This is a genomic window from Brevundimonas vesicularis, from assembly GCF_027886425.1.
GTDB lineage: Bacteria > Pseudomonadota > Alphaproteobacteria > Caulobacterales > Caulobacteraceae > Brevundimonas > Brevundimonas vesicularis_C.
In genome coordinates this window covers 136815-161555 of record NZ_CP115671.1, presented here as the reverse complement: position 1 = coordinate 161555, position 24741 = coordinate 136815, and the positions used below count along the sequence as shown (strand labels likewise).

The window sequence follows — 24741 nt, the reverse complement described above, 5'->3', positions numbered from 1 at the left end:
GGTGACGATTGGCTGAATCGCGCCCCGTCCATGTCGTCGCAGGTGACGAACGCGCTGCAATGCGGCAAAACGGTCACGCCGAGTTATTCTCCAAAGAGTGAAATCCCATGACCGACGTCGTCATCGTTTCCGCCGCGCGCACCCCGGTTGGCTCCTTCCTGGGCGCCCTGTCGTCGCTTCCGGCGTCCAAGCTGGGCGAGATCGCCATCAAGGCGGCGCTGGAACGGGCCGGCGTCTCCGGCGACGAGGTCGATGAGGTGATCCTGGGTCATGTGCTGCAGGCCGCCGCGGGTCAGGGTCCTGCGCGCCAAGCGGCCGTCGGCGCGGGCGTTCGAAAGGAAGCCGCCGCCTGGAGCCTGAACCAGATCTGCGGCTCGGGCCTTCGCGCCGTCGCCATCGCCGCCCAGCAGATCGCTCTGGGCGACGCCAGGATCGTCGTCGCCGGCGGACAGGAGAGCATGAGCCAGGCGCCGCACGCCCAACAGCTGCGCAACGGACACAAGATGGGCGACGTCGCCCTGGTCGACACCATGGTCAAGGACGGCCTGTGGGACGCCTTCAACGGCTATCACATGGGTCAGACGGCCGAGAACATCGCCGAAAAATGGTCCATCAGCCGCGAGGCGCAGGACGGATTCGGGCTGGCCAGCCAGCACAAGGCCGAGGCGGCCCAGAACGCCGGCAAGTTCGATGACGAGATCACGCCGGTCGTCATCCCCGGCCGCAAGGGCGATGTGACGGTCGACAAGGACGAATACATCCGCCAGGGCGCGACGCTCGAGTTGATGCAGAAACTCAAACCCGCCTTCACCAAGGAGGGCAGCGTCACCGCCGCCAATGCCTCCGGGCTGAACGACGGGGCCGCCGCCCTGGTGCTGATGAGCGCCGACGAGGCCAAGGCGCGCGGGCTGGAGCCGCTGGCCCGCATCGCCTCCTACGCCACCGCCGGCGTCGATCCGTCGATCATGGGGACCGGCCCGATACCGGCGTCGAAGAAGGCGCTGGAGAAGGCGGGCTGGAGCGTCGCGGATCTGGATCTGGTCGAGTCCAACGAGGCCTTCGCCGCCCAGAGCCTGTGCGTGGTCAAGGAACTGGGTCTCGACCCGGCCAAGGTCAACGTCAACGGCGGCGCCATCGCCATCGGCCACCCCATCGGCGCCTCGGGCGCGCGCATCCTGACGACGCTGCTGTTCGAGATGAAGCGGTCGGGCGCGAAGAAGGGTCTGGCGACCCTGTGCATCGGCGGCGGCATGGGCGTGGCCATGTGCGTCGAGCGCGCGTGATTTTCTAAGCCCTTCTCCCGGTGGGAGAAGGTGGCCGGGCGGAGCCCGGCCGGATGAGGGTCGGATGTGGGCCAAATTGCACCAGCCGACCCTCACCCTTTCGCACAAGGACGACGGCTGCGCCGCCGTGTGCTCAAGCCCTCTCCCAACGGGAGAGGGTCGTCATTTTCAGTCCGCCGGATATTCGAACGGATCGCTCGGCGTCGGCTGGGTCGGCAGCGGCATGCGGGGCAGGGGTTCGTCGCGGTTGGCGGCGTTCAGCAGGAAACTGGCCAGAATGACGGCCGCCTGACGCAGGTCCTCGGCCTTCAGGTGGTCATAGCTGTCGATGCTGGTGTGGTGCAGGCGGCTGGAATAGTCGAGCGGGTCCTGGATGAACTGATATCCCGGCACGCCGACGGTCTGCATATAGACGTGGTCGGTGCCGCCCGAATTGCGCAGCGAGACCGTCGTCGCGCCCATGCTGGCGAAGGGGGCCAGCCATTCCTGGAAGATCGGGGCGGCGGCGACATTGCCCTCGGCGTTGATGCCGCGGATCTTGCCCGAGCCGTTGTCCAGATTGAAATAGGCGACCAGGTCGCGATAGCCGGCGCGCGGCTCGATCGGCCAGCGGCTGCGCCAGGTGCGGTTGTCCGGCAGGCCCGCCAGCGCCGGATCGTTCGACGCAGCGCGCGTCGCCAGATGACGGTCGACATAGGCCAGCGAGCCCAGGATGCCTTGCTCCTCGCCGTTCCACAGGGCGAAACGGATGGTGCGCTTTGGCTTGACGTTGAGCGCCTTCAGGATGCGGGCGGCCTCCATGACCACCGCGCTGCCGGCGGCGTTGTCGACCGCGCCGTCCGAGGCGACCCAGCTGTCCAGATGGGCGCCAGCCATCACGTATTCGGTTCCGCGCGCCGTGCCGGGGATGTCGGCCAGGATGTTGTAGGCGTTGACGTCCTCGTCGTGGAAGCGGACCTCGCTCATCAGCTCCAGCGTCGGCGGCGCGTCGGTCAGGGCGAGGCGCGCCAGACGGCGATAATCCTCGGCCGCCAGCTCCATTCCCGCCAGCTTGGGCGTGGCCCCGACCTGATAGGTGTAGCCCGTGCCGTGCAGCAGGCCGCCGTCACGCTGGGAAATCCGCACCCAGGCCAGGGCGCCCTGCTCGGCCAGGAAGGCGTCCAGCTGATTGGCGAAGTTGACGGTCTTCAGCGAGCGTTCGATGGCGGCCGGCGAATGCTGCGGCTGGTTATAGACGTTGCGCTCGGCCAGCTCCGCGCTGGTCCAGCGGCGGAAGGCCGGCTCGGTCGGCTCCGATCCCGTGCCCGGCTGAGACAGCATGACGATCTTGCCCGACAGCTTGCCGCGCCATTTGTCGAAATCCTCGACCTTGGAGATCGGGGCCACGATCACGCCGCCGCTGATCACGCCATTGGTCGAGGGCGTCCAGGCCACCGGGATGGCGCGCAGATCCAGCGGGCGCGGCGCGGTCATGCGGGCGCTGGAGCGGACGATGGACCAGCCCCGGCCGAACTCGAAACCCTCGGCGCGCACGTCGGACAGGCCGTAGGCGCGGAACTGCTGTTGCGCCCAGCGTTCGGCCTCGCGCATCTGGGGCGAGTTGGTCATCCGCCCGCCGATCCGGTCGGTCAGATAGGCGGCGGTCTGCATCACCTGGCTGTGGTTCAGCCCCTGATCGATGATGCCATTGACGGCGACGCGGTCCACCGACTGGGCGGCGACCGGCGTGGCGAGAAGAGCGGCGGCGGAGACGAAGGCGAGCAGACGCGACATGGATTTCCCCAAGAAAGCCCGATGGCTGAACAGGGGCGCATCTGAGGTGATCCGGTCGCGGAGTGCAAACCGCAAACGGCGTTCAGGCCGCGACGATCAGCCCCATGTTCACCCGCATCGTCACCCCCAGGGGCCGCGCGGCTCCGTCGGGGTAGTCGGGACGCCGGTGGTCGTGAAACCAGCGGCCGGTCGCGGCTGGGTCAGGTCCGGCGTTCGGGCGCGGGACTGGATGCCCATCTTCGCGCCCAGCTCCATCAAGGCCCGGACGCGGTTCCCCGTCGCCGGATGGGTCGAGAACAGATTGTCCGCGCCGCGGCCCGCCAGCGGATTGATGATGAACATCTGACCCGAGGCTGGATTGCGCTCGGCCGTCTGATTGGTGATCCGCCGGGCGTAGGCGTCGATCTTCTGCAGGGCCGAAGCCAGGGCCTGGGGATCGCCGGCGATTTCGGCGCCGACGCGGTCGGCCTCATATTCGCGGCCCCGGCTGATGGCCATCTGCACCAGACCGGCGGCCATGGGCGCCAGCAGCATCAGGGCGATTGTGCCAATGATGCCGCCCGGCCGCTCGCGGTCGTTGCCGCCAAAGAACAGGGCGAAGTTGGCGAGCGCCGCGATGGCGCCCGCGATGGTCGCCGTCACCGTCATTATCAAGGTGTCGCGGTTCTTCACATGGGCCAGCTCATGCGCCATCACCCCGCGCACCTCCTCGCGCGTCAGCATATCCAGTAGGCCGGTGGTGGCGCAGACGGCGGCGTTCTCGGGGTTTCGGCCCGTGGCGAAGGCATTGGGCTGATCATTGGGGATGATGGCGACCTGCGGCTGGGGCAGGCCGGCATCGCGGGCCATCTGACGCACGTCGGCGACATAGTTGCGGACCACGGCGTTGGGGTGATGCTCGTCGACCGGCTGGGCCCGGTACATCTTCAGCACGATCTTGTCGGCGTTCCAGTAGCTGAACAGATTCATCCCGCCCGCGACCAGCAGGGCGATCGCCATGCCGGTCGCGCCGCCGATCAGATAGCCGACCCCTGCGAACAGGGCCGTCATCGCCGCCAACAGAATGAAGGTCTTCAGATGGTTCATCGCGGTTCCATACCCGATCCGTCTGGCGTCACGGGCTTGAACCTCTATTTGAGAGAAGGCGCATCAAGCCTCAAGGGAGCCGCCCTGTGACCGAACATCCCACCCTCGCGCCGAATGACGCCGACGAAACGCCGGTTGCAGCGCCCGTCTTCAACGCCGGCGTGCCCCACGCCACGCCTGAACGGCCGCTCAGTGAGGCCGCGCGGCGCGCTCTTCAGGAAGCGGCGGATCGTCGCGCGGCGGAAACGACCGTTCAGGCGGACACAGAATATGGCGGTCCGACCGGTCCCGAACCGACCCGTTTCGGCGATTGGGAGAAGAAGGGTCTGGCGGTCGATTTCTAAGCCGCCGAGCGTGCTGCGACGGGCGCAAAGGTTAACCACGCCTTAAGAAACAGGCGCCGGACTTGCCAGTGTCGGGACAACTCAGAGGAGTCTGTCCCGTGACGATACAGTCGATACTTACCGCCGCGTCGGCGGCTCTGCTGCTCTCCGCAGCGCCCGCTTTGGCCGGTGGTCCCGGTCACGGGGGTTATGGCGGCGGCCATCCCGGCGGCGGCTGCGGTGGGGGATGCGGCGGCGGCGGTCACTATGGCGGCGGCAACTACAACGCCAACCACAACGTCAATGTGAACGTGAACGGCGGCGCCTACGCCAACGCCAACGCCTATGCGAGCGCCTCAAGCTATTCGGCGAGCAGCGCCCGGTCCTATTCCAGCGCGTCCAGCTTCCAGCGCGGCTATGTCGGCGGCGGCACGACCTATGTCGGAAGCGGCGGCTATTCCGACGGCTACTACGGCGGCGGCTATGTCGGCGGCGTCAGCGCGACCTCGGTTCTGGTCGGTCGTCCTCCGGTCAGCGCTCCGGTCGGCTATCCGGTCTATGGGTTCGGCCGTGACTACATCGGCTGGCGTCCGTATCCGGGCCGTCCGGTCGACTGCAACTGCCGTCCGCCCGTTCGCCCGCCGGTTCGCTACGAACACCGCTATGAGCAGCGTTACGAGCAGAGCTACGTCGATCAGCCGCCGGTGTATGTCCAGGCGCCGCCCGTCCAGATCGCGCCGCAGCGCATCTATGTCGGGCCTTCGCAGGTCAGCATGGCCCCGCCCCAGATCGAGATGGGACCGCCCACCTATATCGAACAGCCGCCCATCTATGTGCAGGCGCCGCCGGTGAACATCGGGCCTCAGCGCGTCCAAGTGGCTCCGTCGCAGGTGAACCTGGCCCCGGCCCAGGTCGATGTCGGCCCGCCCGTCTATGTCGATCAGGCCCCGGTCTATGTGCAGTCGGCGCCCGTCAACATCGGCCCGCAACACATCCAGGTCGCCCCGGCCCAGGTCAATGTCGCGCCCGCCCAGGTCGAGGTCGGCGGCCCGGTCTATGTCGATCAGTCGCCGGTCTATGTGCAGTCCGCGCCGGTCAATGTGGCCCCCGCCCAGGTCTATGTCGCGCCGCCGGAAGTGAACACGGCCCCGCCGCCGCCTCCGCCCCCACCGCCGCCGTCGGGCTACTACGGCGACCTGCCGCCGCCCGAGGCGCCCGCGCCCCACGCTCCGCCGCGTCACGGCTACGCCCAGGAGCCGGGCGAGCGCGGCTGATCGCCTCGCGCCAAAATAACCGAAGACGAACGGTCGCCCTGGTCTGTCTCAGATCAGGGCGATCTGCTGTGCGATCTGTTGCGCCTCCGCGCGTGGATCGCTTGACGCCGTGATCGGCCGACCGATGACCAGATGGGTCGCGCCGGCCTGAAGCGCCGCCTCGGGCGTCGCCGCCCGCGCCTGATCGTCCAGTGCGGCGCCGACGGGTCGCACGCCGGGCGTGACGATCAGGAAGTCGGGCCGGCCCGCTTCGTCCGCCAGAGCCCGGGCACGCGCCGCCTCATGCGGGCTGGAGACGACGCCGTCGATCCCGGCCTCCAGCGCCTGACGCACGCGCCGCTCGACCAGATCGGCCGGCGACAGGCTGTGGTCGTCGGCGGACAGGTCCTCGGCCGTCAGGCTGGTCAGGACCGTAACCCCCAGCACCTTCATCTTCGAACCCGCCGCGCCGCGCGCCGCCGCCGCCATGACCTGGGGCCGCGCATGGACCGTCAGCAGGTCGCAATCCGCGCCCGCCAGATTGGCCGTCGCCTTCTCCACGGTCGCGCCGATGTCGTGCAGTTTCCAGTCCAGGAAGATCTTTCGCCCCTGCGCCTTCAGCTCACGCGCCAGCGCCATGCCGTCGACCGCGAACAGTTGCAGTCCGACCTTATAGAAGCCGATCGCGTCGCCGATCCGCTCGGCCAGAGCGGCCGCCTCGGCCGTCGTCGGGACGTCCAGGGCGCAGATGATCCGCTCGTCGGGCGCACGATCGGAGGGGGTTTGGGGATCGGTCATCGACGGACTCGCGCTGAGCGGCTATGCCGGACACGAGGGCGCGTCGGCAGGGCGGCGTGATGGATTGAGGGCGAGGGCAGGCGATGAACGCAGTCGATTTAGGTGTCAACCTGTTCGTGACCCTGTTCGCCCTGCTGGACCCGATCGGCAATCTGCCGATCTTCGCCGCCGCGACGGCCGGGGCGACCCTGCGTCAGCGGATTTCGGTCTCGGCCCTGATCTGCGCCTTCGCCGCCGTTTTCCTGGCCTTCTTCCTGTTCACGGGTCTGGGCCTGTTGCAGTTCTTCGGCATTTCGCTGGCGGCGTTCCGCATCGCGGGCGGCATACTTCTGCTGTTCCTTGGGCTTGACATGGCGCGCGGCGACTTCCTGGCCATGTTCGCCGACAAGGATGCGCTGGCCGATTCCAAGGACGTGCGAGGCTATGCCCGCCGACGTTTCCAGCGCCTGGTCGTGCCCTTCGCCATCCCGCTGATGATCGGCCCCGGCGCCATCTCGGCGGTCATCATCCAGGCGGGCGAGGCGGCCAAGCTGGGCTACGCCGGGACCATGGGCTCACTGGTGGCGATCGCGGCGGCCTGCGCCGTCTCCTTCGTCTGTTTCGCCCTGACCGGGTCGCTCAGCCGCCTGCTGGGCGAGGTCGGCATGGCGATCATCGTCAAGGTGCTGGGGCTGATCCTGTGCGCCCTGGCAATCCAGTTCATCCTGCTGGGCCTGGGCGAGGCCATTCCCGGCATGATCTCCGGCGCGGTGACGACGCCCTATCCGGCGACCAAATAGGCCGGGTTCAGTCCGCGTCGTCCTCGATGGCGTGGATGTCGTCGTCGGTCAGACCCAGGTGATGGCCGATCTCGTGGATCAGGACGTGGGCGATCAGTTCGCCGATCCCCACGTCGCCGCGCTCGCACCACTCGTCCAGGATGGGACGCCGATAGAGGAAGACCCGCGACGGCTCGGCCGCCGGGCCCAGGCTGTCGCGCCGGCCGATGTCCACGCCATGATACAGGCCCGTCAGCTCGAACGGATCCTCGATCTCCATCTCCGCCAGCGTCGCCTCGTCGGCGAAGTCGTCGATGCGGATGACCACCTCGCCCGCCGCCTGCTTGAACGGTCCGGGCAGGGCGTCGAACGCCTCCTGAGCCAGGCGGGCGAAGTCATCGAGGGAGGGGGCGATCGGGTCGGTCATGCCCGCGATATCGCCGCCCCGACGCCCTGCCGCAACGGGGCGCGATGACGCGATCACGAGACTGCCGCTTTTTCGCGCGCTTGGAGTATGGTTAGCGAATCGGGGCTGAGACTCTTCTCCAGGGACACGAATGGCCGAGGCCGACATCGCCTATGTCGCCACAGCGGGCGCAGCCGGACTGGCCATGGCCGTCAGCGCCTGGGCCTTGCTGCTGCGTGGGCGGTTGCATGAGACCGCCGTCGCCGCCGAGCGCGAGCGGGTCGAGGCCCTGGCCGACCTCAGCCGCCATGACGCCATGCTGCGCGCCTTCGACGACGTCAGCCTGGCCCTGACGCCGGACGGGCAGGCCGCCGGTCTTCCGATCGGTTCGGCCGAACTGATCGCGCGGCTGGCGGGTGAAGACGCAGAGGCCGGCGCCGCCGTCCTGAACAAGCTCCGCATCACCCACGGCGCCCTGATCGACGCCCTGGTTCACGAAGGTCAGGCGTTCGAAGGTCTGGTCGCGCTGGACGATGTGGAGCCCTGGCGGATCGAGGGGCGGGTTGCGGGCGGTTCGGCCTGGCTGCGGCTGTCGCCCGCGTCGCGCTTCACCTTGACCGGGGCGGATGCGACCGAAAGCGGCCTGGCCCTGCTGGGCGACGCCTCGCCGACGCCTACGTGGGTCGTGGACGGGACCGGCAAACTGGCCTGGGCCAACCGCGCCTGGCTGAACGAAACCAATGCCGAAAGCATCGACGACGCCGTCGAAAAGGGCGCGTCCTTCGACCGGGGCGCCGACGCCCTGGTCGCCGAGGCCGCGCGGCTGGGCGTGCGACAGGAGGGCTTCCGCTGGACGACCGGCGGGGGCGCGCGGCGCGCCTGGCGCATCATCGCCGAGCCAGCGGGCGGCGGCGCCGTCACCGCCTTCGCCATCGAGGTGACCGAGGCGGAAGAGACGCGCGACACCCTGCGCCGCCACGTCGACGCCCATGACGAGACGCTGAACCACCTGGCCGACGCCGTGGCCATCTTCGGTCCGCAGAAGCGGCTGGCCTTCCACAACACCGCCTTCCAGACCCTGTTCGACATCGACGCGGCCTGGCTGGACGAACGTCCGACCCATGCCGAGCTGCTGGATCGTCTGCGCCAGCGTCGCAGCCTGCCCGAGGTCGTCGACTACGCCGGCTGGAAGGCGCGCGAGCTTGAGTTCTATGGCGCGTCGGAGGCCTCGCCGGACGACAGCTGGTCCCTGCCGGACGGGCGCACTTTGCGCGTCGTGCGCCAGCCGCACCCGCTGGGCGGCATTCTGCTGATCTTCTCGGACATCACCGACGAGCTGAAGCTGCGCAGCCGCTTCAACGCCCAGATCCAGGTCCAGCGCGCGACGCTGGACAAGCTGAACGACGCGGTCGCGGTGTTCGGCTCGGACGGCCGACTGCGGCTGCACAATGAGGCGTTCGAGACCTTCTGGAACCTGTCAGCGGACAAGATCGCGACGGCCTCGGACTTCGACGCCCTGGCCGAACTGTGCAAGGCCGTGCTGCCTGATCCCGCCCTGTGGCTGGGGCTGAAGGCGCGCGTCGCCGATCCCGACCCCGAAAGCCGCGTCGCCATTTCCGGCGAGGGCCGGACGGTAGACGGTCGCGTCGCCGCCTGGCAGACCCGCCCCCTGCCGGACGGCGCGACCCTGGTCGCCTTCTCGGACGTGACCGCGCGACGCGGGCTGGAGCAGGCATTGGTGCAGCGCGAACAGGCCCTCGCCGAAAGCCAGGCGCTGAAGCGCGAGTTCGTGGGCAGCGTCTCTTATGAGCTGCGCACGCCGCTGACGACCATCGTCGGCTATTCCGAACTGCTGGAGACGATGGGCGAGCTGCCGGAGCGCAGCCGCCAGCACGCAGGCGCCATCCGCATCGCCGCCAGCCAGCTGGCCCGCTCCATCGACGACGTGTTGGATATGGCCCAGATCGACGCCGGCGAGATGGAGCTGTCGCTGGGCGATCTGCGGGTCTGCGACCTGCTGAGCCAGGCCGCCGAAAAGGTCCGGGCGCGGGTCGAGGGACGCGGCGCCACCCTGACCGTGTCCTGTCCCGCCGATCTCAAACCCATCCGCGCCGACGAACACCGCATCGGCCAGGCGCTGGATCATCTGCTGGAGAATGCGGCGCGCGCCGTGTCCGAAGGTGGGGCGGTGGAGCTGAAGGCGGAGACGGGCCCGTCCGAAATCCGCCTGACGGTGTCCGACACCGGGCGCGGAATCCCCTATCACCTGCAGGCCCACGTCTTCGACCGCTTCGTGCGGCGCGAGAGGGGCGGTCCGGGCGTCGGTCTGGCCCTGGTCAAGGCCCTGGTCGAACTGCACGGCGGCTGGGCCGAGGTCGAAAGCGAACCGGGCAAGGGCGCCGCCTTCATCCTGCATCTGCCGCTGGGCGCCGCGACCACCGCCGCCGCGCCCGAGCTTCAGCTGGAACTCTAGCGCCGCGACGCTCTCGAGGTATCGCGCGCCGGGCCGAACTCGGCGCCCGCGTTCCACTCCGGCCACTGATCGCCGTCCGCCAGCTCGCGACCAACGGCGTAGATCAGGGCGACATCGGCGGCGGCGGCGTCCATCGTCCAGGTCGAATCCCATTCGTCCGTGGGCTGATGATAACGGTTCTGGACGTAGTCACGGCTGGACGCGCTGGCGCCGGTGAAGCCCGCCGCCGGGAACAGGGCTGGCACACCCTTCAGCGCTAGGGGGAAGTGGTCGGAGCGATAGAAGGCGCCGGCCTGGGGCGCCGGATCGGCGATCAGGGTGCGGCCGGCCTGGGTCGCGTGGCGCGCTAGCACGTCGTCCAGCTGGTTCTTGCCCTTGCCGATGACGACGACGTTGGGGTCGATCTCCGTGCCCGGCAGCAGGCTGTCGACGTTGATGTTCGCGACCGTGGTCTCCAGCGGCCAGACGGGATTGGCGGCGTAATAGGTTGAGCCCAAGAGGCCCGCCTCCTCTCCCGACCAGGCGGCGAAGACGACCGATCGTTTCGGAGGTGGACCCTCGGCGAAGGCGTGGGCCAGTTCCAGCAGGGCCGCGACGCCGGTCGCATTGTCCACCGCCGCATTATAGATCTTGTCGCCCTGGGCGTTCGGCGTGCCGACGCCGTAGCCGTCCCAGTGGGCGCCGTACATGACGGTCTCGTCCGGGCGTTCGGAGCCGGGTACGCGGGCGATGACGTTCTTGGTCTCCACCTTGTCGGCGATCTGGCCGAAATCGACGCTCATCGTCAGGCCGGGCAGGACGAAGGGCTTGAAATCGGCGCTGCGCGCGCTGTCCTTCAGGGCGGCGAAATCCAGGCCGGCGGCGGTGAACAGCTCTTCCACCTTGGCGCGCTGGATCCAGCCCTGGAACGCCGCGCGCTCGGCGTCGGGGTTGGCGCGCACGATGTCGAACTTGGGCGCGGCCGATGAGTTCTGTAGCGTGGACCAAGGATAGCCGGCTCCGGCTGTCTCATGCACCACCAGCACCCCCGCCGCGCCGCGACGACCCGCCTCCTGGAACTTGTAGGTCCAGCGGCCATAGAAGGTCATGGCGTTTCCGTCGAACTTGCCCGCGACCGGATCGCCGTCGGGCGCCTGGAAGTCGGGATCGTTGACCAGGACGACGATGACCTTGCCGCGCACGTCCACGTCCTTGAAATCGTCTCACTGGCGCTCGGGCGCCGTGGCGCCGTAGCCGACGAAGACCACGGGCGCGGCGGTCACCGTGATGTGGTTGGTCGGACGGTCGCTGGACACCAGAACGTCGGGACCGCGCTCCAGGCTGATGGTCTTGCCGCCGACGGTCGCGGCGACGGTCGCCGGACCGTCCTGGCGCGTGCGTGACAGATGGGCGACCTGGACGAAGGCGCCGTCCGGCCCGCCGCCCTCGGCCCCCGCGGCCTTGAACTGTTCGACGAGCCAGGCGACGGTCTTTTCCTCGCCGGCCGAGGCGGGGGCGCGGCCTTCGAAATCGTCCGACGCCAGAACCCTGACCGACTCATTCATCCGCGAGGCGTCGATGTTCGGCGCCGTCTCCTGCGCCAGGGCGGGCGAGGAGGCCATCATCAGGGCCAGGATGGAAACAGCGGGGAGGGCGTGGAGCATCGGATATTCCTGATTGAACCGCGCGACCCTGCCTTTCTCAGTCCCGGCTGTCGAGCCAGTCGATGACGCCTTGGGCCGCGACGACGCCGGAGGCAAAGCTGGCCTGAAGCAGATAGCCTCCGGTCGGCGCCTCCCAATCCAGCATCTCGCCCGCGACGAAGACGCCCGGTCGCGCGACCAGCATCAGCCGTTCGTCCACGCCGTCCAGTATGACGCCGCCCGCCGAGGAAATCGCCCGTTCCAGTCCTTGAACGCCGGTAAGGGTCAGGGGCATGGCCTTGATCCGCTCGGCCAAGGCCCGAGGCGAGGCGGGCAGGGGACCAGCCTCATACAGCAGGGCGACGGCGGCCGACTCCAGTCCGACCACCTTGCGCAGATGGTTCGACAGGCTGGCCTTGCCGCGCGGCTTCGACAGACGGTCGGTCAGTTTTCCGATCGCCACATCGGGCTTCAGGTCGATCTGGATCTCGGCGCGCCCCACTGTCTCTACCGTCGTCCTCAGCGCGGTGGACAGCGCATAGATGGCGCCGCCCTCGATGCCGTAGCGGGCGATCATCGCCTCGCCCCGCGCCGTCCGGTCGCCATGGGTGACAGCGACGCCTTTCAGCGGCTGGCCCGCGAACCGATCACGGAACAGCGCCGACCAGGCCACATCGAAGCCGACATTGGCCGGTCGGAAAGGCGACACGGACGCGCCCTGCGCTTCCAGCCAAGGCGCCCAGGCCCCGTCCGAACCCAGACGCGGCCAGCTGGCGCCGCCCAAAGCCAGGACCACGGCGTCGGGCCGTTCCAGTCGTTCCCCGTCCGGCGTCTCAAACACCAGCGCGCCGTCGCGCCAGCCGGTCCAGCGCGAGCGCGTGCGGACGTCGACGCCCTGCGCTTCCAGCCGCGCGAGCCAGGCCCGCACCAGGGGTGACGCCTTCATGGCCTTCGGAAACACCCGCCCGCTTGAGCCGACGAAGGTTTCCTGCCCCAGGGCCTCGACCCAGGCGGTCAGGTCGGCAGGCGTGAACCGGTCGATCCAGGCGGCGGCCGTCGGCTGGGCCGGGCCATAGCGGGTCATGAACCGGTCCAGCGGTTCCGAATGGGTCAGGTTCAGCCCGCCCCGTCCGGCCATCAGCAGCTTGCGGGCCACAGACGGCATGCGGTCGTGCACCACGACCGCCGCCCCTGCCTGCGCCAGCCGTTCGGCCGCCATCAATCCGGCAGGACCGGCGCCGATCACGTGAACGGTGCGAGAGGTCGTAAGACTGGGGGACTGTTGCATGGCGTGGCTTTGCGCGCTTGCGGCCGCGCTGGCTATAGGCGTCGTCGTCGCTATGTTCCGTGTCATGAGCGTTGCCTTCACCCGCGAAGAAGATCTGGAAGCCACCGCCGCCGACCTGGCGGACCGCCCGATCTCGCCCCATCCCAATCTGGTCACGCCTCAAGGTCTGGCGATGATCGAGGCCGAACTGGCCTCGGCCCGCGCCGCCTATACGGCCGCCCAGGTGCAAGGCTCGATCGAGAGCGACCGCACCGCCATGGCGCGCGCGACGCGGGACCTCCGCTACTGGTCCGCACGGCGCGCCTCGGCCCAACTGATCGCGCCGACCGAGGACGATGGGGCCGTGCGGTTCGGGGGTTCGGTATCCATCGAGCGCGAGGATGGGCGCGCCCAGACCTGGCGCATCGTCGGCGAAGACGAGGCCGATCCCGCCGCAGGCTCGGTCAGCCATGTCTCGCCCCTAGCGCGCGCCGTCATGGGCAAGAGGGTCGGCGACGAGGTGACGGTGGCCGGTCAGTCGGCCGAGATCGTCGCGGTCGGCTAGACTCAGTTCTGGGCGTCTTCGTCGCCCAGCATATCCCGCATCATGTCCAGGATCAGCTTCTGCTTGCGCGCGGGCAGGCGCGGTGCCAGGCGCGTGATCTCGACGCTGGTCTTGGTCGGGCGGTGTTCGTGGTCGAAGGCGGGCGCCTCTTCGGCGACGCCGACCGTCGCGCTGCTGTAGCCGTCGAAGAAGAAGGGGATGCCGACCTTCATGAACTCGGCCATTTCGAAGAGTTTCGAGGCCGAGACGCGGTTCGTGCCCTTTTCGTACTTCTGTACCTGCTGGAAGCTGACGCCGACGGCCTTGGCCAAGGCGGTCTGGGTCAGGCCAAGGTCGAGACGCTTTTCCTGAACGCGACGGCCGACATGGCGATCGACGGGATGCGGATCCTCGTCCTTTTCACGCGCCATCGCCGTCACCCTTCACCTAGATCGCTGCTTGATTCCCCTGGACCCTAGATCGCCGGCTCGACGGCCACAAGGACAGGATGAACGCTGTTAGCACTGAGAAAAAGAACAGGAAATCGCCAAATCGACCGTAGGGCGTGACGCCCGTCGGACGGGGCAGGGGGGCGTCGATGACGCCCATGACGCCCGGCTCCAGCCGTTGGCCCTCGACGATCCGGCCCCACGGTTCGATCATGGCCGAAATGCCGGTCGGGGTGGCCCGCGCGATGGGCAGGCCGGTCTCTATGGCGCGATAGCTGGCCAGGTTCAGGTGCTGGCGCGGGCCCGAGGTCGCGCCAAACCAGGCGTCGTTGGACGCATTGACGATCCACTCGGGCCGCCCGGCTGCGCCCGGGGTGAAGCCGGGATACAGGCTCTCGTAGCAGATCAGCACCTGCACCGGCGGGGCCCCCGGAACCGAAATCGGCGCCGGTGTCGGCCCGGCGGAAAAGTCACTGGGCATATGCACCAGGCTGCGCAGGCCGATGGAGGTCATGATCGACCCCAAGGGCAGGTATTCGCCGAACGGCACCAGCCGGTGCTTGTCATAGACGGCGGCGACCCTCAGGCCCGCCCCGCCCTCGTCGGCCAGGGCGAACAGGCTGTTGTAATAGCGCGCGCCCTCGGGCGCGGTCAGGTCCGGCTCGCCGCGCGCCAGGCCCATCAGCAAGGTCTGTCCGGGACGCAGGGCGCCCGCGATGGCCTGGGCGTCGGCTGAGGCGAAAACGTCGTTGGCCGAGGCGGGCAGGGCGCCTTCAGGCCAGACCACGACGTTGGGCGTCCGCGCCGCCGCCTGACCCGTCAGGGCGACATAGCGATCGACGATGGAGCGATAGGCCTCGGGCGACCATTTGGTTTCCTGCTTCACATCAGCCTGAACCAGGCGCACAACTGTGTCTGTGAACTGAAGATCGGACTGCGCCAATCTGACGGCGCCGAAGCCGCCGACGGCGATCAGGGCCAGGGCGCCCAAGCCCGCCGAGATCAACCGGCTGCGCCTGTCGCCAGGCCCGATCAAAGGCGCGAAAGCCGCCGTCGCCGCGACCGTCACCAGGCTCAGCCCATAGACGCCGACGACCGAGGCGAATTGAGACATGCCGCCGCCCGCGCGCCAGGTCGCGCCGGCCGGGTTCCACGGAAAGCCCGTCAGCACATGCCCCCGCGACCATTCGGCGGCGCAGAAGAGGGCGGCGAACAGCAGCACCCGCACGGCGCCAAGCGGCGCGAACCGACGATAGAGGGCGCAGGCCGTCCCCCAGAACAGCCCCAGGCCCGCCGGCAGCAGGCTGGCCGCGAACGGCGCCATCCACGCCTGTTCGGGATTGACGAAAAACGCCTCGGCCACCCACCAGCAGCCGACGAAGAAATAGGCGAACCCCGCCAGCCACCCCATCCAAAAGGCGCCGCGCGTCGTGTCGGACCGCTCAGACAGGATCATCAGCAGCGGATAGCCCAAAAGCCCGATCAGCACGCCGAACGGCGGATGGGCGAAGGCCGTCCCGGCGCCGGCCAGCAGCGCCAGAACGATGCGGATCAGTCGCCACATCAGGGCGCGCTTCCTGTCGGGCAGGGCGCGGATCGGGGCCGCGAAACGGTCCAGCAGGGCGTCGGGGAACATCGGGTCAGTCCTGCTCGGCGAGATAGGGGTCGGCGACGCCGATCTGGGCCAGGATTTCGCGCTCCTCGGCCTCCATCTCCTCGGCCTCGGCGTCATCTTCGTGGTCGCGGCCCAAGAGGTGCAGCACGCCGTGGACGACCAGATGGCTCAGATGATCGGCCAAGGTCTTGCCCTGCGCCTCGGCCTCGGTCGCGCAGACGCCGTAAGCCAGGACGATGTCGCCCAGATGCGGAAAGGCGTTCTCCGGCGCAGGGAAGGATAGGACATTGGTCGGCTTGTCCTTGTCGCGAAACCGGCCGTTGAGTTCGCGCACGGCATCGTCGTCGGTCAGCAAGACGACGATGTCGCCATCCACGGCGCCCAGCGCGGCCTGCGCCGCGCGCTCGACTACGGCCTCGGCGTCCGGCAGGGCGCCGGACCAGGCCTCGGCCTCGACTTCAATCTCGATCATGCGGGGTCTTCGAGGTCCGGGGCGGGGCGTCCTCGCGCCGCGTCGGCGTCATAGGCGCGCACGATCCGCTCGACCATGGCGTGACGCACCACGTCGGACGCCTCAAACTTCAGGATGCCGACGCCCTGGACCCCGTCCAGAATTCGCAGGGCATGGGCCAGGCCGGAATCGCGCGGGTTCAGCAGGTCGATCTGCGACGGGTCGCCCGTCACCACCATCCGCGCACCCTCGCCCAGGCGCGTCAGCACCATCTTCATCTGCAGGCGGCTGGTGTTCTGGGCTTCATCGACGATGACGAAGGCGTGGCTGAGCGTGCGGCCGCGCATGAAGGCGATCGGGGCGGCTTCGATCTCGCCCTTGTCGCGGCGACGCTGCACGTCCTCGGCGCCCAGAATATCGTTCAGCGCCTCCCAGATCGGCGCCAGATAGGGATCGACCTTCTCGTTCAGATCGCCGGGCAGGAAGCCCAGCTTCTCGCCCGCCTCGACCGCCGGGCGGGTGATGACCAGCCGGTCCACCTGCCCCCGCCGCAGCAGCGATGCGCCATAGGCCGCCGCCAAAAAGGTCTTGCCGGTGCCCGCTGGGCCGACGCCGAAGCTCAGTTCGCACCGGCCCAGCATGTCCAGATAGGCGGCCTGCGCCTTGGTCTTGGGCACGATGGCGCCGCGCTTGCCGCCTGGCAGCGACACGCCTGTCGCGGCCATGCCCGGCGTGCCGCGACCGCCGCGCGCCTGTCCCAGGGCTGCGCGCACGTCGGCCTCGGTGACTTCGGCGCCCAGGGCCGCGCGCTTGGCCAAGTCCTCGATCACCTGGCGGGCGTCCGTGCGGTCGCGGGCGCCGCCGTTGACGGAGACCCCGCCGCCCGGGGCCTCGACCAGCACCTTGAAGGCGTCCTCGATCAGGGCGACGTGGCGACTGTTCGGCCCGATGACCGCCCGCAGCTCGGCATCGTTCAAGGGGACGAATTCAGACTCACGCGCCATCAAGCGGCCTTTTCTTTTTGGGCTGTCGCCGAGCCTGCGGGACCCGGCTGCTTGAGCCCGTCTGCTATGAGCCGGCCTGACAGACTGTTCTGCTGGCCGGCGATGATCTCGACCGGAACGATCTGCCCGATCAGATGATCCGCGTCATCGACGTGGACCGATTGAAGATATGGGGATCGACCGATCGCTTGGCGACGGTGGCCGTGCCGTCCCGGCTTGTCGAACAGCACGTTCAGCGTCCGGCCCGCCTGCGCCGCGTTGAAGGCGGTCTGCTGTTCCGTCAGCAGGGCGATCAGGCGATGCAGTCGGTCCTTGACGATTTCCGGCTCGACCTGTTTGCCCATGCCCGCCGCCGGCGTGCCCGGTCGCGGCGAATAGGCGAAGGCGAAGGCCCCGGCGTAGTTCACGCGACGCACCAGATCCAGCGTGTCCTCGAACTCCCGATCCGTCTCGCCGGGGAAGCCGACGATGAAGTCGCCGGCGATGGCGATATCCGGCCGCGCGACGCGGATCCGGTCGATCAGATCGAAATATTTCTGACGCCCGTGCTTGCGGTTCATCGCCCGCAAAATGCGATCCGACCCCGCCTGAACCGGAAGGTGCAGATAGGGCATCAGGGCGTCCAGATCGCCATGCGCGGCGATCAACTCATCGGCCATGTCGTTGGGATGGCTGGTCGTGTAGCGGATCCGGTCCAGGCCGGGGATCTCGGCCAGGGCATAGGCCAATTCGGCCAGGGTCGCCTTCCGCCCGTCCGGCCGCTCGCCGTCATAGGCGTTGACGTTCTGGCCCAGCAGGGTGACCTCGCGCACGCCCCGATCCGCCAGTTGTCTCGCCTCTTCCAGCACCGCCGCCATCGGCCGCGACCATTCGGCGCCGCGCGTATAGGGCACCACGCAGAAGGTGCAGAACTTGTCGCAACCCTCCTGCACCGTCAGGAAGGCTGTCGGCCCCTCGGTGAAGCGGGCTGCAGGCAGGGCGTCGAACTTGTCGTCAGGAGCGAAGTCCGCGCCGATCCGCTCGCCCCGCGCCCGCGCCGTGCGAGTCAGAAGCTCGGGCAGCTGGTGATAGGCCTGAGGGCCGACGACGATATCGACGGCCGGCTGGCGACGCATGATCTCCTCGCCCTCGGCCTGGGCGACGCAGCCGGCGACGGCGATGGTCAGGTCCCCGCCGGTCTCGCGCCGGATGTCGCGCATCTCGCGCAGCTTACCGAGCTCGGAATAGATCTTCTCGGCCGCCTTCTCGCGGATGTGGCAGGTGTTCAGGATGACGAAGTCGGCGGCCTTGACGTCGTCGGTGACGCCATAACCCAACGGGCGCAGCACATCGGCCATGCGCTCGGAGTCATAGACGTTCATCTGACAGCCGTAGGTCTTGATGAACAGACGCTTTTCGGGCGCCGTCTCGACTTGAGGAACCAGGGTCTCGGTCATCGTGGGCTTATGATCGCCCGCAAGCGCCGCGACAAGCCGAGCGTCAGCCCGCATCCACATCGGCGGGATCGACCCGCGCCGCATGGCGGGTGAAGATCAGGCCTTCGCGCTTGGACGGCTCGGCGCCCTCGATCGCAACGCCGTAGAGCTCCAGCTTGTGGCCGATCAGCTGGAAGCCCAGCCGTTCCGCGATCTCGTTCTTCAGCCGCTCGATCTCGGCGTCGAAGAATTCGATCACCTCGCCCGACTTGGTGTCGATCAGGTGGTCGTGGTGATCGTCGCCGGCCTCTTCATAGCGGCTGCGGCCGTCTCCGAAATCATGCTTCTCGACCACGCCCGCCTCTTCGAACAGGCGCACGGTGCGATAGACGGTGGCGATGGAGATGTGCGGATCGATGGCCGAGGCGCGGCGATACAGCTCTTCCACATCCGGGTGGTCCGCGGCGTTGGACAGCACCCGGGCGATCACCCGGCGCTGTTCGGTCATACGCATGCCGCGCTCGGCGCAGAGTTTTTCGATCCGGTCCATGCGCCTAGAATAGGGGCTTGGATCGCATCAGGGAAGCGTCAGGTTGGCGTGAGGCGCACAGAGGTCGCGGCTCATCACCAGCGCATCGGTCCGCGATCCGTCGGCGCCCGCATAATAGGCTTTGCGGCGACCGATCGGGTCGAACCCGGCGCCCTCATACAGGCTGCGCGCGGCGACATTGTCGTCGGCGACCTCCAGAAACAGCCGCGTCGCGCCGGCCTGGACTGCAGCGACGGCCGCCTCCTCGACCAGACGTCGCCCCAGTCCGTGGCGGCGCGCGGACGGGACCACAGCCAGGGTCAGGATTTCCGCCTCGTCGACGACGGTCCGGATCAGGGTGAAGCCGTCGGGCTCGCTGACCGCCAGCACGCCCGGTTGCGACAGCAGATCGGCGAAGGTGTCGGCGCTCCACGGCGCGGCAAAGGCCTGGGCGTGCAGGGCGGCGAGTGAGGCGGGGTCCGCCGCCGTCATGACGCAGGCTGGCGCGGCTGGCCCGGCAGGCGGCTTGGCGGCGTGGCGTCGGGCGCGCGCAGATAGAGCGGACGGGGCGGCTGGATCGCCGGATCGGCGACGGCGGCCAGGCGCGCCAGCGCCTCCGGCGACGGTGCGACCCGGTCGTCCAGATGGCCGAAGGGCAGATCGGGGAAGGCCTGAGTCACGACCGCCGTGCCATTGCCGACCAGGGCGACACCCGGTCCGATGTCGGCGATCCGCCGCCCGGCCTCTTCCAGCGACAACGCTTCCTCGGGGCCAAGGGGCCCACCGTCGGCTAAGAGCCGCGCATAAACCTGACCGCGCCGCGCATCGATCAGGGCCGCGATGGGGCCGTCGTGATTGGCGAGCGAGGCGGCGAGCGCGTCCAGCGCCGACAGACCGACGACCGGCCGATCCAGCGCCGCGCCCAGACCCTGAGCAAAGGCCAGACCGACGCGCAGACCAGTGAACGAGCCCGGTCCGACCGTGACGCCGATCCGGTCAAGGCTGTCGAAACCGCCGCCCGCCTCAACCATGACGTCGCGCACCAGGCCGCCGATCCGTTCCTGATGTCCCTTGGTCATCGGCTCAAAGCGCACGGCGAGCGCGCGATCGTCCTCGAACACCGCCGCCGTGCAGGCGCCGAGCGCCGTATCGATCACCAGAAGTCTCATGGGCGTCTTCTAGGCGGCGCGTTGCAGAACCGCCACCGCGTCCGGATCAGAGGGTCTGCTCGACCCGCGTAACCTCGGGCACATAGTGGCGCATCATCTGCTCGACCCCGGCCTTCAAGGTCGCCGACGACGACGGACAGCCGGCGCAGGCGCCGCGCATCCGCAGGTTCAGAACGCCGGTCGCCTCATCAAAGGAATCGAACAGGATGTCGCCGCCGTCCTGGGCCACGGCGGGGCGAATGCGGCTGTCCAGCAGGGCCTTGATCTCGGCGACGATCTCGCTGTCGTCCTCGCCATGGCCGTCGGTTTCGCCGCCAGCGCCGCGCGTCAGCGGCTGACCCGAGACGAAGTGATCCATCACGACGCCCAGGATCGGCGCCTTCATCTCGGACCACTCCGGACCCTGCGGCTGGCGGGTCACCGAAACATAGTCCGCGCCGAAGAAGACGCCGTCGACGCCTTCCAGCTCGAACAAGGCCTCCGCCAGCGGAGAGGCCGTCGCCTCGTCGATGGTGCGGTATTCCAGCGCGGCGGTCGGCGACACGTCGCGGCCGGGCAGAAACTTCAGCACGTTCGGATTGGGCGTGGGTTCGGTCTGGATGAACATGGGCGGGAGATGCGCTCGCCCCCGCCCCGTTGCAAGACCCGAGCGGAACCTAGCGCCGCTTCAGCCCGCCCAGCAGACCGCGCATCAGTTCGCGGGTCAGGGTCGATCCGGCCGTGCGCAGGACCGATTTGGTCAGGGCCTCGACCGGCGTTTCGCGGGTGGACCGGCGCGCAGGCTTTGCGGCTTCGCGCGCCGCCCGCGCTTCGGCCTGAGCTTGAGCCTTCGCCCGCGCTTCGGCAGCCTTCTGATCAGCCTTGGCCTGAGCGGCGGCGGCCTTGTCGGCCTCGGCCTGCGCCTTGGCCTGGATTTGGGCCTGAACTTCAGCCTGATCGGCGGCGCTGTGGCGATTGGCCAAGATTTCCGCGGCGGATTCGCGGTTCAGCACCTGCTCGTAAAGGCCCCGCACCGGACTGGCGGCCATGACGGCGGCGCGCTCGGTATCGGTCGCCGGACCCAGGCGCGAGGCCGGCGGGCGAATCTTGGTGCGGGCCACGATGGTCGGCGCGCCCTTTTCGTCCAGCACCGACACCAGGGCCTCGCCCACGCCCAGAGCCTGAATGGCCTCGGCCGTGTCGAAGGCGGCGTTGGCGCGGAAACTCTGCGAGGCGGCCTTCAGCCCCTTCTGTTCCGATGGCGTATAGGCGCGAAGCGCGTGCTGAATGCGGTTGCCCAGCTGGGCCAGGACGCTGTCGGGAATATCGGCCGGGTTTTGCGTCACGAAATAGACCCCGACCCCCTTGGATCGGATCAGGCGCACGACCTGTTCGACCTTTTCCAGCAGGGCGCGCGGGGCGTCGTTGAACAGCAGGTGCGCCTCGTCGAAGAAGAAGACCAAGCGCGGCTTTTCCGGATCGCCCACCTCGGGAAGCTGTTCGAACAGTTCCGACAGCAGCCACAGCAGGAAGGCGGCGTACAGGCGCGGACTGTTCATCAGACGGGTCGAGTCCAGCACATTGACCTGGCCCCGGCCGTCCAGGCCGACGCGGATCATGTCTTCCAGCTTCAGAGCCGGCTCGCCGAAGAAGGCGTCGCCGCCCTGCTGCTCGACCTGCAATAGTGCACGCTGGATGGCGGCGATGGAGGCGGGGGCGACGTTGCCGACCTCGCGCCCGATCCGCTCGGCGTTCTCACCGACATAGACCAGCAGGCTTCTCAGATCGTCGAGGTCCAGCAGCAGCAGACCTTCCTTGTCCGCGACGTGGAAGACGACGGTCAGCACGCCTTCCTGCACGTCGTTCAGGTTCAGCATCCGCGCCATCAGCACCGGACCGATCTCGGACACCGTGGTGCGGATCGGATGTCCTTTCTGCCCGTACAGGTCCCAGAAGACGGTGGGGGCGGCACGCGGCGTCAGGGTCAGGCCCATCTCCGTCGCGCGGGCGATCAGCTTCTCGTTGGGCGCACCGACCTGGGAGATGCCCGACAGGTCGCCCTTCACATCGGCGCAGAAGACCGGCACCCCGGCGTCGGAAAAGCCCTGGGCCATGATCTGCAGCGTGACCGTCTTGCCTGTGCCGGTCGCGCCAGCGACGACGCCGTGACGGTTGGCGCGGTTGAAGAGCAGGTTTTCCGGCTGGGCGGCGTCGGACTGGCCGAGGAACAGGCCGGGCAGGGCGTCGGGCATTGGGGTCTCCGATGGCGTCTCCGGCAAAGGTCTAGCGCGTTCCCCGCGCGCTCGGAACAGCGATTGACGGCGACGGCGGGCGGTTCGACAACACGATCATGAAAAACCCCATCGCCACGCCGTCTTCGGTCGCCGCTCGCAATGCTCTCGGCGTCATCGCCACGGTGGCGGCCGGGGCGGCGATCTATTGGCTACGGGACATCCTGACGCCGCTGGCGATGGCCATCTTCCTCTTGATCATGATCGACGGAGTGAAGCGGTCGGTCGAGGCGCGCACGCCATTGAACAGCCGCATGGCCGGGATCGCGGCCCTGACGCTGGTGGTGCTGGCCTTCTTCGCCTCTATCGCTATCATCGTGAACGGGGCGGCGGGATTTTTCGGCGAGGCGTCCGGCGTGTCCCAGAACATCGGCCCGCGCATCGATCAGATCATTCGCGACGCCTACGGGCTGGTGCGCCTGGCCAATCCGCCCACGGCGCAGGATCTGATCAACGGCGTCGATGTGCGCGGCTGGCTGACCTCCATGGCTTTCCAGGTGCAGGGCATCGCCTCGGGCGCCTTCTTCGTCCTGATCTATCTGGGCTTTCTCCTGGCCTCCCAAGTCGGCTTCCGGCGCAAGATCGTCGCCATGTTCCCGTCGGAGGCCCAGCGCGACGAGGCGGTCGCGGTGTTCCAGCGCGTGCGCGGCGGGGTCGAGGGCTATATCTGGGTGCAGTCGGTGACCGGCGCGATGATCTGCGTCGTCGCCTGGATCCTGATGCGGGCCGTCGGGCTTCAGAACGCCGAGTTCTGGACCTTCGTCATCTTCATCGTCGGCTTCATCCCCGTGCTGGGCGGGGCGGTGGCCGGTCTGGCCCCGCCGCTGTTCGCCCTGGTCCAGTTCGAAAGTTACTGGCCCGCCGCCATCCTGCTGGTTGGGTTGCAGGTCATCCTGTTCGTCGTCGGCAACTTCATCCAGCCGCGCATGCAGGGCGACAACCAGAACATCGACCCGGTCGTGGTGCTGCTGGCTCTGGCCTTCTGGGGCAAGCTGTGGGGCGTGGTCGGCATGTTCCTTTCGACGCCGCTGGCGGTCATGGCCATGGCGATCTTGGCCGAGTTCAAGGGCTCGCGCTGGATGGCGATCCTGCTGTCGGGCGACGGCGAGCCCTATGCCAACGAGGGCAAGACGACCGACGAGCCGAAATCGACCCGTCGCAAACCCAAACCGGAGCCCGCAGCGGAGGCCTGATCAGGGCTGCCAGCCGCTGATCTGATCCGCGTCGCCATCGCCGGCCAGGGCGCCGCGCGTCTTCTTCACCTCGGCCCAGGCGGCGCGCAGCAGGGCGGACACGCCCTCGCCCGACACCCCGGACACCAGCATGGGACGGCGACCGGCGACGGCCTCCAGCTCGGCGGCCTTCTCCTCGCGCGCCTCGGGCGTCAGGGCGTCGATCTTGTTCAGGGCCAGGATCTCGGCCTTGTCCGCCAGACCCTCGCCATAGGCTTCCAGTTCGCCCCGAATGATGCGGTAGGCCTCGACGACATCGTCCTGGGTGCCGTCGATCAGGTGAATCAGGCTGGCCGAGCGTTCGACGTGACCCAGAAACCGCGTGCCCAGGCCCGCGCCCTCGCTGGCGCCCTCGATCAGGCCGGGAATGTCGGCGATGACGAACCGCTCGGACGGGGACAGGTCCACCATCCCCAGGTTCGGCGCCAGGGTGGTGAAGGGATAGTCGGCGATCTTGGGCTTGGCGGCGCTGGCGGCCGACAGAAAGGTCGACTTTCCGGCATTGGGCAGGCCCGCCAGACCGATGTCGGCGATCAGCTTCAGCCGCAGCCAGATCCAGCGCTCCTGACCGTCCTGACCAGGATTGGCGTAGGTCGGCGCCTGGTTGGTCGGCCCCTTGAAGCGCACATTGCCCCAGCCGCCGTTGCCGCCCTTCAGCAGCAGCTCCATCTTGCCGGGCGTGTCCATGTCCAGCAGGACCGTTTCCTTGTCCTCATCAAGCACCTGGGTGCCGACGGGCACCTTGAGATGCACGTCTTCGCCCTTGCCGCCGTGCATCTGGCGCCCTTGGCCGTGGTGGCCGGTCTGGGCCTTGAAATGCTGCTGATAGCGATAGTCGATCAGGGTATTCAGCCCGTCGACCGCCTCGATCCAGACATCCCCGCCCTTGCCGCCGTCGCCGCCGTCCGGCCCGCCGTTCGGGATGAATTTCTCGCGTCGAAACGACACGGAGCCCGCGCCGCCGTTGCCGGAGCGGATATAGATCTTGGCCTGGTCGAGGAACTTCATCGCGGGCTTATGC

At 68.5% G+C, this 24741-nt stretch carries 25 protein-coding genes; 7 read left to right on the top strand and 18 right to left on the bottom strand.

Features of this window, described 5'->3' with window-relative positions:
- The first annotated feature begins 107 nt into the window (after positions 1-107).
- Positions 108-1283 carry an acetyl-CoA C-acetyltransferase gene (locus PFY01_RS00800; protein ID WP_271042041.1) on the top strand — a complete coding sequence of 392 codons (1176 nt, stop codon included), beginning with the start codon at positions 108-110 and terminating at the stop codon, positions 1281-1283.
- Between the two features lie 168 nt (positions 1284-1451).
- On the opposite strand, the gene PFY01_RS00795 is transcribed toward PFY01_RS00800, so the two are convergent.
- On the bottom strand, positions 1452-3056 hold the full coding sequence (locus PFY01_RS00795; protein WP_271042040.1) for a M20/M25/M40 family metallo-hydrolase: 1605 nt from the start codon (positions 3054-3056) through the stop codon (positions 1452-1454).
- A 120-nt stretch (positions 3057-3176) separates the two neighbouring features.
- A complete protein-coding gene (htpX, locus tag PFY01_RS00790; protein ID WP_271042039.1) occupies positions 3177-4142 on the bottom strand; it encodes a zinc metalloprotease HtpX in 966 nt (321 codons plus the stop codon).
- A gap of 86 nt (positions 4143-4228) precedes the next feature.
- On the opposite strand from htpX, the gene PFY01_RS00785 reads away from it, so the two are divergent.
- A complete protein-coding gene (locus tag PFY01_RS00785) occupies positions 4229-4486 on the top strand; it encodes a DUF1674 domain-containing protein (protein ID WP_271042038.1) in 258 nt (85 codons plus the stop codon).
- A gap of 98 nt (positions 4487-4584) precedes the next feature.
- Positions 4585-5739, top strand: coding sequence for a hypothetical protein (locus PFY01_RS00780; protein ID WP_271042037.1), 1155 nt, complete (start codon positions 4585-4587; stop codon positions 5737-5739).
- Positions 5740-5787: 48 nt separating this feature from the next.
- On the opposite strand, the gene pyrF is transcribed toward PFY01_RS00780, so the two are convergent.
- Positions 5788-6516, bottom strand: a complete 729-nt coding sequence (pyrF, locus tag PFY01_RS00775; RefSeq protein ID WP_271042036.1) for an orotidine-5'-phosphate decarboxylase — start codon at positions 6514-6516, stop codon at positions 5788-5790.
- An 83-nt stretch (positions 6517-6599) separates the two neighbouring features.
- Here pyrF and PFY01_RS00770 point away from each other — a divergent pair, with 83 nt between their 5' ends.
- Positions 6600-7295, top strand: a complete 696-nt coding sequence (locus tag PFY01_RS00770) for a MarC family protein (protein WP_017505485.1) — start codon at positions 6600-6602, stop codon at positions 7293-7295.
- A gap of 7 nt (positions 7296-7302) precedes the next feature.
- Here PFY01_RS00770 and PFY01_RS00765 read toward each other — a convergent pair whose 3' ends face one another.
- A complete protein-coding gene (locus PFY01_RS00765; RefSeq protein WP_055808848.1) occupies positions 7303-7701 on the bottom strand; it encodes a metallopeptidase family protein in 399 nt (132 codons plus the stop codon).
- 130 nt (positions 7702-7831) lie between these two features.
- On the opposite strand from PFY01_RS00765, the gene PFY01_RS00760 reads away from it, so the two are divergent.
- Complete coding sequence (locus PFY01_RS00760) at positions 7832-10153, top strand: sensor histidine kinase (protein WP_271042035.1); 2322 nt, start codon at positions 7832-7834, stop codon at positions 10151-10153.
- Here PFY01_RS00760 and PFY01_RS00755 read toward each other — a convergent pair.
- Genes PFY01_RS00755 through PFY01_RS00745 form a run of 3 tightly spaced genes read right to left on the bottom strand, consistent with a single transcriptional unit; the run spans position 10150 to position 13063 of the window.
- Positions 10150-11334 (bottom strand): M28 family peptidase, encoded by a 1185-nt coding sequence (locus PFY01_RS00755; protein ID WP_271042034.1) that lies wholly within the window; start codon positions 11332-11334, stop codon positions 10150-10152. The two genes, PFY01_RS00760 and PFY01_RS00755, sit on opposite strands and share 4 nt — an antisense overlap.
- A gap of 21 nt (positions 11335-11355) precedes the next feature.
- Positions 11356-11796: a hypothetical protein gene (locus PFY01_RS00750; RefSeq protein WP_271042033.1), complete on the bottom strand. Its 441-nt coding sequence runs from the start codon at positions 11794-11796 to the stop codon at positions 11356-11358.
- Between the two features lie 37 nt (positions 11797-11833).
- Positions 11834-13063: an NAD(P)/FAD-dependent oxidoreductase gene (locus tag PFY01_RS00745; protein ID WP_271042032.1), complete on the bottom strand. Its 1230-nt coding sequence runs from the start codon at positions 13061-13063 to the stop codon at positions 11834-11836.
- 64 nt (positions 13064-13127) lie between these two features.
- On the opposite strand from PFY01_RS00745, the gene greA reads away from it, so the two are divergent.
- Complete coding sequence (gene greA, locus PFY01_RS00740) at positions 13128-13607, top strand: transcription elongation factor GreA (RefSeq protein ID WP_271042031.1); 480 nt, start codon at positions 13128-13130, stop codon at positions 13605-13607.
- 2 nt (positions 13608-13609) lie between these two features.
- Here the strand turns inward: greA and PFY01_RS00735 are convergent, their stop codons facing one another.
- From PFY01_RS00735 to PFY01_RS00690, 10 genes are all read right to left on the bottom strand, one after another.
- Complete coding sequence (locus PFY01_RS00735; RefSeq protein ID WP_091751191.1) at positions 13610-14017, bottom strand: helix-turn-helix domain-containing protein; 408 nt, start codon at positions 14015-14017, stop codon at positions 13610-13612.
- 16 nt (positions 14018-14033) lie between these two features.
- Positions 14034-15599 carry an apolipoprotein N-acyltransferase gene (gene lnt / locus PFY01_RS00730; protein WP_420197057.1) on the bottom strand — a complete coding sequence of 522 codons (1566 nt, stop codon included), beginning with the start codon at positions 15597-15599 and terminating at the stop codon, positions 14034-14036.
- A gap of 76 nt (positions 15600-15675) precedes the next feature.
- Positions 15676-16122, bottom strand: a complete 447-nt coding sequence (gene ybeY / locus PFY01_RS00725; RefSeq protein ID WP_271042029.1) for an rRNA maturation RNase YbeY — start codon at positions 16120-16122, stop codon at positions 15676-15678.
- A complete protein-coding gene (locus tag PFY01_RS00720; protein WP_161640658.1) occupies positions 16119-17105 on the bottom strand; it encodes a PhoH family protein in 987 nt (328 codons plus the stop codon). Before PFY01_RS00720 ends, ybeY begins: the two co-directional genes overlap by 4 nt.
- A complete protein-coding gene (gene miaB / locus PFY01_RS00715; RefSeq protein WP_271042028.1) occupies positions 17105-18541 on the bottom strand; it encodes a tRNA (N6-isopentenyl adenosine(37)-C2)-methylthiotransferase MiaB in 1437 nt (478 codons plus the stop codon). Before miaB ends, PFY01_RS00720 begins: the two co-directional genes overlap by 1 nt.
- Positions 18542-18584: 43 nt before the next feature.
- The gene (locus PFY01_RS00710; RefSeq protein WP_017505496.1) at positions 18585-19070 is read right to left on the bottom strand and encodes a Fur family transcriptional regulator; all 486 of its coding nucleotides are present in this window, start codon (positions 19068-19070) and stop codon (positions 18585-18587) included.
- 27 nt (positions 19071-19097) lie between these two features.
- The gene (locus PFY01_RS00705; RefSeq protein WP_271042027.1) at positions 19098-19541 is read right to left on the bottom strand and encodes a GNAT family N-acetyltransferase; all 444 of its coding nucleotides are present in this window, start codon (positions 19539-19541) and stop codon (positions 19098-19100) included.
- Positions 19538-20218, bottom strand: a complete 681-nt coding sequence (gene tsaB, locus PFY01_RS00700; RefSeq protein ID WP_271042026.1) for a tRNA (adenosine(37)-N6)-threonylcarbamoyltransferase complex dimerization subunit type 1 TsaB — start codon at positions 20216-20218, stop codon at positions 19538-19540. Before tsaB ends, PFY01_RS00705 begins: the two co-directional genes overlap by 4 nt.
- A gap of 46 nt (positions 20219-20264) precedes the next feature.
- A complete protein-coding gene (locus tag PFY01_RS00695) occupies positions 20265-20825 on the bottom strand; it encodes a NifU family protein (protein WP_112862836.1) in 561 nt (186 codons plus the stop codon).
- Positions 20826-20874: 49 nt separating this feature from the next.
- Positions 20875-22449 carry a helicase HerA-like domain-containing protein gene (locus PFY01_RS00690; protein WP_271042025.1) on the bottom strand — a complete coding sequence of 525 codons (1575 nt, stop codon included), beginning with the start codon at positions 22447-22449 and terminating at the stop codon, positions 20875-20877.
- A gap of 98 nt (positions 22450-22547) precedes the next feature.
- On the opposite strand from PFY01_RS00690, the gene PFY01_RS00685 reads away from it, so the two are divergent.
- Positions 22548-23681 carry an AI-2E family transporter gene (locus PFY01_RS00685; RefSeq protein WP_271042024.1) on the top strand — a complete coding sequence of 378 codons (1134 nt, stop codon included), beginning with the start codon at positions 22548-22550 and terminating at the stop codon, positions 23679-23681.
- On the opposite strand, the gene obgE is transcribed toward PFY01_RS00685, so the two are convergent.
- Complete coding sequence (gene obgE, locus PFY01_RS00680; protein WP_271042023.1) at positions 23682-24728, bottom strand: GTPase ObgE; 1047 nt, start codon at positions 24726-24728, stop codon at positions 23682-23684.
- Between the last annotated feature and the right edge of the window lie 13 nt (positions 24729-24741).

Bases quoted from the DNA above. Each gene is read 5' to 3' on its own strand.
- PFY01_RS00800 (WP_271042041.1), top strand. From the start codon at position 108: ATGACCGACGTCGTCATCGTTTCCGCCGCGCGCACCCCGGTTGGCTCC.
- PFY01_RS00795 (WP_271042040.1), bottom strand. From the start codon at position 3,056: ATGTCGCGTCTGCTCGCCTTCGTCTCCGCCGCCGCTCTTCTCGCCACG.
- htpX (WP_271042039.1), bottom strand. From the start codon at position 4,142: ATGAACCATCTGAAGACCTTCATTCTGTTGGCGGCGATGACGGCCCTG.
- pyrF (WP_271042036.1), bottom strand. From the start codon at position 6,516: ATGACCGATCCCCAAACCCCCTCCGATCGTGCGCCCGACGAGCGGATC.
- PFY01_RS00770 (WP_017505485.1), top strand. From the start codon at position 6,600: ATGAACGCAGTCGATTTAGGTGTCAACCTGTTCGTGACCCTGTTCGCC.
- PFY01_RS00765 (WP_055808848.1), bottom strand. From the start codon at position 7,701: ATGACCGACCCGATCGCCCCCTCCCTCGATGACTTCGCCCGCCTGGCT.
- PFY01_RS00760 (WP_271042035.1), top strand. From the start codon at position 7,832: ATGGCCGAGGCCGACATCGCCTATGTCGCCACAGCGGGCGCAGCCGGA.
- PFY01_RS00750 (WP_271042033.1), bottom strand. From the start codon at position 11,796: ATGCTCCACGCCCTCCCCGCTGTTTCCATCCTGGCCCTGATGATGGCC.
- PFY01_RS00745 (WP_271042032.1), bottom strand. From the start codon at position 13,063: ATGCAACAGTCCCCCAGTCTTACGACCTCTCGCACCGTTCACGTGATC.
- greA (WP_271042031.1), top strand. From the start codon at position 13,128: ATGAGCGTTGCCTTCACCCGCGAAGAAGATCTGGAAGCCACCGCCGCC.
- PFY01_RS00735 (WP_091751191.1), bottom strand. From the start codon at position 14,017: ATGGCGCGTGAAAAGGACGAGGATCCGCATCCCGTCGATCGCCATGTC.
- lnt (WP_420197057.1), bottom strand. From the start codon at position 15,599: ATGTGGCGACTGATCCGCATCGTTCTGGCGCTGCTGGCCGGCGCCGGG.
- ybeY (WP_271042029.1), bottom strand. From the start codon at position 16,122: ATGATCGAGATTGAAGTCGAGGCCGAGGCCTGGTCCGGCGCCCTGCCG.
- PFY01_RS00720 (WP_161640658.1), bottom strand. From the start codon at position 17,105: ATGGCGCGTGAGTCTGAATTCGTCCCCTTGAACGATGCCGAGCTGCGG.
- miaB (WP_271042028.1), bottom strand. From the start codon at position 18,541: ATGACCGAGACCCTGGTTCCTCAAGTCGAGACGGCGCCCGAAAAGCGT.
- PFY01_RS00710 (WP_017505496.1), bottom strand. From the start codon at position 19,070: ATGGACCGGATCGAAAAACTCTGCGCCGAGCGCGGCATGCGTATGACC.
- PFY01_RS00705 (WP_271042027.1), bottom strand. From the start codon at position 19,541: ATGACGGCGGCGGACCCCGCCTCACTCGCCGCCCTGCACGCCCAGGCC.
- tsaB (WP_271042026.1), bottom strand. From the start codon at position 20,218: ATGAGACTTCTGGTGATCGATACGGCGCTCGGCGCCTGCACGGCGGCG.
- PFY01_RS00695 (WP_112862836.1), bottom strand. From the start codon at position 20,825: ATGTTCATCCAGACCGAACCCACGCCCAATCCGAACGTGCTGAAGTTT.
- PFY01_RS00690 (WP_271042025.1), bottom strand. From the start codon at position 22,449: ATGCCCGACGCCCTGCCCGGCCTGTTCCTCGGCCAGTCCGACGCCGCC.
- PFY01_RS00685 (WP_271042024.1), top strand. From the start codon at position 22,548: ATGAAAAACCCCATCGCCACGCCGTCTTCGGTCGCCGCTCGCAATGCT.
- obgE (WP_271042023.1), bottom strand. From the start codon at position 24,728: ATGAAGTTCCTCGACCAGGCCAAGATCTATATCCGCTCCGGCAACGGC.